This window comes from Colwellia sp., from assembly GCF_013215345.1.
In the GTDB taxonomy this organism is placed as follows: Bacteria; Pseudomonadota; Gammaproteobacteria; order Enterobacterales; family Alteromonadaceae; genus Colwellia.
This window is the reverse complement of the sequence record NZ_JABSOV010000017.1, coordinates 1-6,451: the sequence shown is the minus strand read 5'-3', so window position 1 is coordinate 6,451 and position 6,451 is coordinate 1. Positions and strand designations below refer to the sequence as shown.

The 6,451-nt window shown below is 41.6% G+C and carries 4 protein-coding genes and 1 pseudogene; all 5 read right to left on the bottom strand.

Annotated features, from left to right (window positions below; translation table 11 throughout):
* Positions 1–449: pseudogene (locus tag HRT50_RS03545) on the bottom strand (flagellin); the annotation flags it as partial.
* Positions 450–841: 392 nt separating this feature from the next.
* On the bottom strand, positions 842–2,293 hold the full coding sequence (locus HRT50_RS03540) for a flagellin (RefSeq protein ID WP_291611396.1): 1,452 nt from the start codon (positions 2,291–2,293) through the stop codon (positions 842–844).
* 194 nt (positions 2,294–2,487) lie between these two features.
* The gene (gene flgL / locus HRT50_RS03535) at positions 2,488–3,708 is read right to left on the bottom strand and encodes a flagellar hook-associated protein FlgL (protein WP_291611394.1); all 1,221 of its coding nucleotides are present in this window, start codon (positions 3,706–3,708) and stop codon (positions 2,488–2,490) included.
* A 10-nt stretch (positions 3,709–3,718) separates the two neighbouring features.
* Positions 3,719–5,713: a flagellar hook-associated protein FlgK gene (gene flgK, locus HRT50_RS03530; RefSeq protein WP_291611392.1), complete on the bottom strand. Its 1,995-nt coding sequence runs from the start codon at positions 5,711–5,713 to the stop codon at positions 3,719–3,721.
* 138 nt (positions 5,714–5,851) lie between these two features.
* Positions 5,852–6,451 (bottom strand): flagellar assembly peptidoglycan hydrolase FlgJ (gene flgJ, locus HRT50_RS03525; protein WP_291611390.1); only part of this gene is annotated, 600 nt, incomplete at its 5' end.

Genomic DNA, 6,451 nt, shown 5'->3' with positions numbered 1-6,451 from the left:
ACACGTTTTGCCGCATTCGTTAAGACATTAATGGCTTGTCGGTTGCTTTCCTCGCCATGTAAACCTTGGAAATTAATCGGACGGCCAATAACGGTTTGTGTTACTTCTTTTTGCAATGCTTCTCGGTCATCGGCAGAGTTAGAGCCGTTAGCTGATTGTAGGGCTAAATCACGCATACGTTGTAGAATATTTGACGATTCTTGCATGGCGCCTTCTGCCGTTTGCGCCATAGATATACCGTCATTAGCATTACGCTGCGCTACCGCCAAGCCGTTTATTTGAGAAGTTAAGCGGTTAGCTATTTGCATACCAGCGGCATCATCTTTTGCGCTATTAATCCGCAAGCCCGATGATAAACGCTGCATTGATGTTGCCAGACCTTCGCCAGATCTAGATAGGTTTCTCTGGGCATTAAGTGATGCAGTGTTAGTAATTACTGATAAAGCCATAATAATCTCCTAATTGGTATCTTTAGAAGCTCATTAAAAATGTAAAGCCCCTACTTACTTATTAATACAATCAAGAAGCAAGCCAAGTTTGCAAAATTGTTATATAACAACAAGTTAAAAAGTTAAGTGCCTATAGATAAATTGACATTGAGCTGGTTGTTTTTCAGTCAAACAATTGACAAGTAACAAAAAACCTAGCCTTATATTTAGGATTAGCTTTTACCACTTAACTCATTTTCGTAGTGAGACTAGTAAGCGATAAAACAAAAAAAGGAAACCCAAATGGGTTTCCTTTAATAAGTGCACATGCGCTAACGAGCGCTTAGCAGTTACTTGCAATCAATAACGAGTAAGCAATTACCAGCAAGAGTACTAATAACTAAGCAAATTAATTAACCTAATAAGCTAATTGCCGCTTGAGGTATTTGATTTGCTTGTGACAAGATTGACGTACCTGCTTGCTGTAATATTTGGTTCTTGGTCATCATTGCAGTTTCTGAAGCAAAATCAGTATCTTGAATTCGGCTACGTGATGCCGATACATTTTCTGACACATTCGCTAAGTTACTAATAGTGTGACTAAAACGATTTTGCACCGCACCAAGGCCTGCTCTAGTTGAATCAATTTGTGCAAGTGCTGCATCAATGACAATTAAGGCATCTTGTGAACCCGCTGAAGTGGTTCCTGAGATATCAATAGACTCAACCGTAGTTAAAGAACCAGTTCCGCCTGTCGCAGTTATACTTGTTCCCTCTGCTAAGATATCATCAACATCGGTACCCGAAATACCAATTTTATTCGCTGATGAAAGCGTTAAGGTAGAAGAGATACTGATATCATTATTCGTTGCACCACCCGCAATAGCAGCACCACCAGTAGCATTGTTTGTTAAAGTTGCCGTACCTGTAGTACCTGTCATTTGTATACCATCAACACCAACGGCTTTAATAGTTAATGAGCCATTATCGACTACAGCATCATAGCCATCTGCTTGCATTTCTTCCGCTAATCGATCTACATCACCACCAAAAGTAGCTAGGTTATAGGTATCAACAACACCACCTGCTTTTTGGAAAGTTAATACACTATTATCAGCAGAAGTTAAAGCGGAAAAAGTAACATCAAGTTTGGCAATCGCTTTAACACCAGCAGAAGCATCGTTAATAGTATCAGCAACTTCAGCCGCACCTTTAGCGGTTACACCGGCATCCGGAATAGAAGTACCATTAATATTCAAACTAGCCGTGGCAACAGTTGCGATTGCTGTCGCTAACGGTGCAGTTTGCGTGGCTGGCAGACCAAGCACAGCAGATGAATCATTAACTTCATAAGCACCTATAGCATCAGCTGACATATTTCCTAAGGTAACATTAATGGTTTCATTGGCATTAGCACCGACTTGAAATTGTTTGGTACCAAAAGAGCCATCAAGTAAACTGGTCGCACCAAACTTAGTGGTTTCAGCGATACGAGTGAGCTCTTGTTGCAAGGCACCCATTTCTTTTTGTAGGGCAGATCTATCATCGGCAGAGTTCGAGCCATTGGCAGATTGTAATGATAAATCACGCATGCGTTGCAAGATATTTGATGACTCTTGCATCGCGCCTTCAGCGGTTTGCGCCATAGAAATACCATCATTGGCATTTCGTTGGGCTACGCCTAAACCGTTTATTTGTGAAGTTAATCGGTTAGCGATTTGCATACCCGCAGCATCATCTTTGGCACTATTGATACGCATACCTGATGACAAACGTTGCATTGAGGTGGCTAGACCTTCACCAGACTTTGTTAAATTACGTTGTGCGTTTAATGACGCGGTATTTGTTACTACTGATAAGGCCATAATAATAGCTCCTAATGTCTACATTTACTGTTGGTATTAGAAGCTTACAAATTAAAGCTTCTGCTCTTTTAGTGATAAAAAATTGCTGGGTTAACTTTTACACACCACAGCCATTTGTTATTTTGTCTTACTAGTTATGGTGAAAGCATAAATAATGCCACTTTAAAAAATGGTGATGCTTTTCTTTAAAATAATTAAATATAATTAAATAAGCTTAAGCCTTGCACCTTACTAAACGTCTGCTGAGAGGCTTGTAAGGCTAATTTTGCTTGTTCAAACTCTGAGATAGCTTTGGCAAAGTCTAAATCTTCGATTGTACTTTTACTGCTCGTAAGTGCTAACTCAGTATCTAGGTGCCTATTTTCTTGACTATCAAGCACTTGTAAACGAATACCTGAATCTACTCGCCTTGACGTTATATGACTCATGGAAGAGTTAAGTTGATTCAGTAGCGCACTGTAATCTACTTGATGTTGCTCTGGACTGGCTGACACAGAGCCTTGTTCCATCCAGGAAATAGCATCATTAATTGTGTCAAAGATAGTTACTTCCTCTTGCTCACTGATAGTAAAGCTCTCACCCGGCAATGGATTGCCGCTTAAGGTTACGTCAATGCCGTCAAAGGTAATTGTTTGCCCGGCAACATAGGTAGCCGTAGTAAAGACATTCGCACCACCGCTATCGAGAACATTTAAATCGGCGGCACCCGGTCCAAAAGTAAAGGTATAATCATGGGGCATGGCACTAGTGTTATACAAACCGCGATCGGTTACGTTCGCACTTTCAACGGCAACACCGGAGGTGTTGGCTACAGGAGCCGTGGGATAGTTGGCAGTAAAATCACCTATAGCGTTAGCTACGTTCATAAATGAAGCATCGCCAGTTTGGTTAGTAGGGATTTTTATATTTTTAGCGATTTGTAGTTCTCTAACGCCAGAATCACCACTGTAAAGAACAGAGCCGTCAGATTGTTGACTAAAGGGTTGCTGCTCTGTTTGGTAACCTGAAAAAATATAGTCGCCATTTTCATTTTGGCTGTTGGCGAGATCAAGCAATTGCTCAAGGCTATTTCGCGTCTGATTAGCTAATGTCTGTAAGTCTTCATCAGACATAGCGCCATTATTTGCTTGTAGCATGAGCGCCTTAACATTATTTAAGATATTCTCCGCATCGGCAAAAACAACTTCTTGTAAACTGTTATGACTTTCAGCCTGATTGATATTACGTTTATATTTTTCAATGTTAGCCAAGTCATTTTTATACCCCGCTAAGGTACCGTAAGTTACGGCATCATCTTTAGCCGTTAGCACCCTTTTACCACTGGACAAATAAGCCATTTGCTCATTAACATCAGAGCTCTTTTGGCTCATGAGTTGAGCACTTTGTAAGTAAAATTGAGCTGTAGAAACGCGCATATAATCCCCCTTACCTTACGGCCGCTAAAATGGTGTCAAAAAGCGTATTAGCCGTAGAAATAATTTGCGATGCAGCTTGGTATGCCTGTTGAAATTTCATTAGGTTGGCGGCTTCCTCATCAAGGTTAACCCCTGATGTCGCTTGATTACGGTTATAAGCTTGAGTGAAGAGTGCCTGAGCCGTATCGGCAGTTAAATCAGCATTACTGGCTTTAGCGCCCACTACAGCGGTTGATACCGCTAAACTTTTACTAAAAGTTTCCCTGCCGCCATTAGTAACACCTACCTCTTGGGTTTTAGCCATAACAACGGCATTGTTACCGTTACCAACACCAAAGGCGTCACCTAGGGTAAATGTTTCACGGGCATTAGTACCTGAACCGACCAAGTCACCGCTGATTTCAATTTGAAAATCAGGGGTACCTGCGGGGATATCAATGAGCACACTCGCGCCTGGAGCATAAGTACCCGCGGCAATAGTTGGTGCTGGTGGCGGTGTTGCAGTGTCATAAACACGGTAACTAAAGGTACCTGGTGCACTTTCATAAACATCGACAGTAACGTTATAACCTTGAGCCGCAACCGGATTAATAACATTGGTGATTTCTACCTTGCCTTCGCTGACATTGTTACTTGATGGTGTTACGGCAATTGCGGTACTAGCTGCAATGGCATTGCCATCGGTTAATGTCGTTTTCATTAATGCGGCACTATCTTTTGTGGGGATAATGGTGAAAGTATCTCCAGCAACCGGCACACCCGTTTCAACAAACGAAAAGCCATAATCCGGTGAAGTCGGAGTATGTGTACCTGCTGGCACACCCGCACCAGGAGCACCTAAATTTTCACTCGCCCCAGAAGTTAAGTTATAAAGGGTAAAGTCGGTACCATCAAAGCGCACTTCAAATTCATCGGTAGGCAGTAGCGAGACATCGTTTATAGTAACTTGTGCTTGTGTTGTGCCGGTATTACTTGCGGGTACTAATACTCTACCTTGTTGTAATTCAGTGGTATTTATATCGGTGAAAATATTAGCGCCTTGCAAGCCATTTAAATCTAAGCCACTGGCCTGACTATCGTTTAAGGTAAACGATATAGCCATGGCTAAACGGTCTATTTCAGTGCGAGTTTGCGTGAGGTGTTCATCTCTAAATTCGAAGCTAGCGCCTAATGATCCACCGAGAGTAGAAGCCTTTATCGCAACACTACTATTATTACTTACTAGACTTAGCTGAGTTTTTTGAGCATCTGGGTCGCCTGCCGTCACCCGCAGGGTCATAGGGGTAATACCGGCAACTAACGTAGTACCTTGCCCAATCATAACCGTCATAACATTATTAGCATCTTGTATGGTGGTTACTCGGGTAAACTGACTTAATTCACCAATGAGTTGATCACGTTTATCAAGTAAATCATTAGGCTGCCCGCCTTGCGACGGGTTTTGTGAGTACATAATGGTTTCATTGAGCTTGGCTAACTCTACTGATATTTCGGAAATTCTATTAGCAACTTGTTCGATTTCACCATTGACCGCATTGGTCATATTATCGAAATTATTAGTTAACTCATTAAAGTCATTACTTAAAATATTGGCTTGGTTGATCACTATGCTGCGTAAACCGGTATCGTTAGGATTATCGGCGACGCCATTCAGTGCTTGGTAAAATTTATCTAAGGAGCCTACAACAGCATTACCAGAAGTTGACATCACTTGGTCAAGCTGTGTTAGTCGGGCCTGGAGTGAATCAGCATTACCTAAGCTACTTTGTGTTAAAAGCTGCTCTTTATGTGAGAATTGATCATAAAGACGAGTGATATCTTGAATATAGGTGCCTGCGCCAATGTAATTACTGCCATTATTAAGGCCCAAGGAAGCATTTTGCTCGGCACGTTGGCGGTTATAGCCGTCAGTATTTACGTTGGCAATGTTATGACCTGTTGTTGCCAGCTGCTGTTGGGCCGCTAGTAAACCACTTACACCGGTTTGGTACAAACTCACTGTCATAATATTGTCTCCGATAACAAAGCATATGAGATAGCGCTAGAACGTAGGCCAACTGTATGTTTGCTATAAATATGTTTTATGAAGGTCGCAGCAATTAAAACCTTGAGGCCTAACCCTTCGCTAATTTACTTGGATAATTTATTTAGCTAAAAGGTTAGTAACGGTTTTCAAGGTACCTAGTATTTTATCGGCATATTGAGGGTCTGTTGCGTAACCTGCTTTCTGTAAACCTTGCAGGAAGTGTTCCACATTGCTGGAGTCTTGCAATGCATCTTGGTAGCGTTCGCTAGTTGAAAGGAAGTTTATGTAATCATCAACACTGTCTGTTAGGGATTGATACATTCTAAAGGGCTCTGCTTTTTTGACCATAGCGCCTTGCTCAAACTCTAAGGTTTCTTTGGTCACTTTATCGCCAGACCAGCGAGAGTCGGCTTTTATATTAAAGAGGTTATTTGAGCTAGTACCATCTTGGCCTTTAATTATCTTTTGTCCCCAACCGGTTTCAAGTGCAGCTTGAGCAATAACCACTTCAAAAGGTACACCTAAGGTTTGTTGAACTTTTTGGGCTGGCGCAATTAAAGCACTGACAAAATCTTTTGGTTCATTAAAGCTTGGTTCTGCCGCAGGTGCTGAATTATTGACGCTTTCTTTACCACTAATTTCTTTGTTAACATTTTTAATCACAAACGGGCTAGCTGCACTATTCACTTGGCCAGTGATATTGTTATTTACCTGGAA